The organism is Streptomyces lycii (genome assembly GCF_009735685.1).
In the GTDB taxonomy this organism is placed as follows: Bacteria; Actinomycetota; Actinomycetes; order Streptomycetales; family Streptomycetaceae; genus Streptomyces; species Streptomyces lycii.
The window spans coordinates 1-2946 of sequence record NZ_WHPN01000263.1; the positions used below are offsets into that span (position 1 = coordinate 1).

The following is a 2946-nucleotide window of genomic DNA, read 5'->3' on the forward strand; positions in this document are numbered from 1 at the left end:
CGAGGACGGCGGCCCGGCGGCGTCCCAGCGGCGGCGCCCGAGGACGGCGGCCCGGCGGCGCCTCCGTAGCGGCTCGGGGCCGGCTCAGGCCCGGCGGCCGGGTCCGCGGATCTCCAGTTCGCACCAGATCGTCTTGCCCACCGGCTCACGGCCGGTGGTGCCCCAGCGGGTCGCCAGCGCGCAGACGAGCAGCAGCCCGCGGCCGCTCTCCGCCTCCGGCGGCGGCGCGGTGATCCGCGCCGCGGCGGGCGGCCGCTTGTCCTCGCGGACGTCCGACACCTCGATCCGCACGGCGACCGGCAGCCCCTCACCGGAGTCCGCGGCGACCCGCAGCCCGAAGTCCCGGCCCGGCAGCCGCCCGTGCTGGACGGCGTTCGCGGCAAGCTCGCCGACCAGGAGGGCGACCGTGCGGGAGATGTCGCTGTCGTAACCCCAGCCCCACTCGGCCAGCTGCTGCGTCGCGAGACGGCGGGCGAGACGGGCGCCTCGCCGGGTCGAGCTGAGCTGGATCGTGAACTCGCGTGGGTGGGCGAGCATGACGGCGGTCCCTCGGTAGGGGCGGGAACGGACTGCACGACCGCCGGCCGTGACATACGGAGCCGGCCGCCCTGTCAGGATATCCAGCACGCAGAGTAGCCGCACCGGTACGGAGAGTCGATTCTCCGCCCGTGTCGCCCGCGGGTCACTCCTGCCGCCCGTGCCGCTCCGGTCCGCCGCCCCCGCGCCTGTCCGGCCCGCCGCCCCGCGTCACTCCGGGGTGTCCCCGCCCTTCTCCCCCGGAGCCGCGTCGGCGAGCCGGCGCAGCAGGTCGGACACGCGCCGGCTGACCTCCGCGCGGTCGCCCTCGGCGAGCGCCGAGCCGATGCCGCAGGCCACGGCACCGGCCGCGATCCACTCGGGAGCGTCCTCGAGGGTGACCCCTCCGGTGGGGACGAGCGGGGCCTGCGGCAGCGCGGCGCGGATGTCCCTCAGCCGGCGCGGCGACTGGCCGGATGCCGGGAAGAGCTTCAGCGCGTCGGCCCCCAGCTCCAGGGCGCGCACCATTTCGGTGGGGGTGGCGACACCGGGGAAGACGGGGACGCCGTACCGGTGGCCGGTGCGGATGACCTCGGCGTCCAGGCTGGGCGAGACCAGGAAGCGGGCCCCGGCGTCGACCGCCATCCGCGCCGTCTGGGCGTCCAGCACGGTGCCGGCGCCGATCACGGCCTCGTCGCCCACCTCGCGGGTGAGGGTGGTGACGGCCTCCAGCGCGAAGGGGGTGGTCAGCGAGATCTCCAGGCCCGTGAGCCCGGCGGACAGGAGGGTGCCGGCGGTCGCCGCGGCCTTGTCGTAGCTGTCGGTGCGGACGACGGCGAAGACGCGCTGCGCCAGCACGGCGCGAGTGATCTCCCAGCGGTACACGGCAGTTTGCCGCCCTTCTTCGGTGGCTTCGGTGGTGCGCCGCGGGCCGCGTGGAACGGGCGCCCGCGGGCGGGGCAGGTGGGTGAAGTGGGTGATGTGGGGGGAAACGGCGGGACGGCGCGGATTGGGGCGGGGCGGCCGGCTCAGCGGTGGACGGACTCGCCGCCACCGGTCAGGGCCGCCAGGGCGCGGTCACGGGCGGCCGCGGTGGGCAGTCCGTCGGTGTCGGTGACCGACTGGACCACGAGGGCCGCCACGCAGGCGCCCTCGGCCAGCGACTCCTGCTGCGGCAGGCCGCGGAGCAGGCCGGAGAGATAGCCGGCGGCGAACGCGTCTCCCGCGCCGACCGGGTCGACCGCGGGGACCGGGAAGGGCTGCTGGGTCCACCGCCCGTCCGCGGTGACGGCGGTCGCCGTGTGGTCCTCGCCCTTGATCACGACCGTACGGGCGCGGCCCTTCAGCAGCTCGGCCGCCGCCTCGTCGGCCGTGCGCGCGGTGAGCATCTCCAGTTCCCGTTCGCCGGCCAGCACGATGTCCGCCTCGCGGAGCAGCGGGCCGACGGTCTGCGCCCACTGGGCGGCGCCGCCGAGCTTGTGGCGGACGTTGGGGTCGAAGGACACCAGGGCACCGGCGGAGCGGGCGGTGTCGACGAGCCGGCGGGTGGCGGCGGCGGCCGTGGAGGACAGCATCGGGGTGATGCCCGAGACATGGCACAGCCGGGCGCCGTCGAGCGCCTCGGGCCGTATGTGCTCGGGCGCGAGATGGGAGGCGGCGGAGCCGGTACGGAAATACTGCACGTCGACGGCGCGGCCGGGGTGGCTGTCGCGCATCAGCAGCCCGGTGGGCAGGTCGGGGTCCACGCCGGCCCAGGAGGTGTCGACGCCGTCGGCGCGCAGCTCGCGGAGCACGGCCTCGCCCGCGGGGTCGTCACCGACCCGGCCGAGCCAGCGGACGCGGTGGCCGAGCCGGGCGAGTCCGGCGGCGACGTTCGACTCGGCCCCGGCCACGGACCGCCGGAAGTTCACCGCCCGGGCGAGCGGGACGCCGGGCTCGGCCAGGAGCAAGAGCATCGCTTCACCGCAGGTGACCGCCTCCGGCCCGTTTGCCACCGTTGCCTCCGCTCCTCGCCTGTACGTCTGTTCTGCCGGAACCGTACCGGCCGGGTCCGACAGCGGCGCCGCCGGGGCGCGCCAGGGGGCGCATGCGGGGCACGTGGCGGCGCGTCGGGCTGCCGCCTGCGCGTACCCGGGGGGGTTCCGGGGCACACCCGTACGCCGTGACGGCTCCTGTTCACCCCGTACGCGCCCTCGTGGCGGGCCCGGCCGGTGGCAGGCTCGCAGCTCCCGCGGATTCAACTCCCGAACACACGCCGGTGGCGGGGCGGAGCCGGGAAGACGCCGCGGGCGGGACGGCAGACGCGCAGGGAACGGGCAGCGAGCCGGCGCAGAGCGGACAGAGAAGCGGCAGCGAGCGGGCACCAAGCCGGCAGCGAGCAGACAGCGAAGGGACAGCGAGCGGACGGGGCCGGGCAGCGAGCGGCGGGCC

General features: G+C 76.6%; 3 protein-coding genes. All 3 read right to left on the bottom strand.

Annotation, left to right across the window (positions count from 1 at the left end):
* Nucleotides 1–84: 84 nt before the first annotated feature.
* The 3 genes from GCU69_RS12175 to GCU69_RS12185 all read right to left on the bottom strand — a co-directional run bounded on the left by GCU69_RS12175 (nt 85) and on the right by GCU69_RS12185 (nt 2471).
* On the bottom strand, nt 85–537 hold the full coding sequence (locus GCU69_RS12175) for an ATP-binding protein (RefSeq protein ID WP_098750072.1): 453 nt from the start codon (nt 535–537) through the stop codon (nt 85–87).
* Between the two features lie 210 nt (nt 538–747).
* Nucleotides 748–1401 carry a bifunctional 4-hydroxy-2-oxoglutarate aldolase/2-dehydro-3-deoxy-phosphogluconate aldolase gene (locus GCU69_RS12180; protein ID WP_156206019.1) on the bottom strand — a complete coding sequence of 218 codons (654 nt, stop codon included), beginning with the start codon at nt 1399–1401 and terminating at the stop codon, nt 748–750.
* A gap of 143 nt (nt 1402–1544) precedes the next feature.
* The gene (locus GCU69_RS12185; protein ID WP_098750086.1) at nt 1545–2471 is read right to left on the bottom strand and encodes a sugar kinase; all 927 of its coding nucleotides are present in this window, start codon (nt 2469–2471) and stop codon (nt 1545–1547) included.
* Nucleotides 2472–2946 lie beyond the last annotated feature (475 nt).

Excerpts from the sequence above, each read along its gene's own strand:
- GCU69_RS12185 (WP_098750086.1), bottom strand. The coding sequence starts at position 2,471 with ATGCTCTTGCTCCTGGCCGAGCCCGGCGTCCCGCTCGCCCGGGCGGTG.
- GCU69_RS12175 (WP_098750072.1), bottom strand. The coding sequence starts at position 537 with ATGCTCGCCCACCCACGCGAGTTCACGATCCAGCTCAGCTCGACCCGG.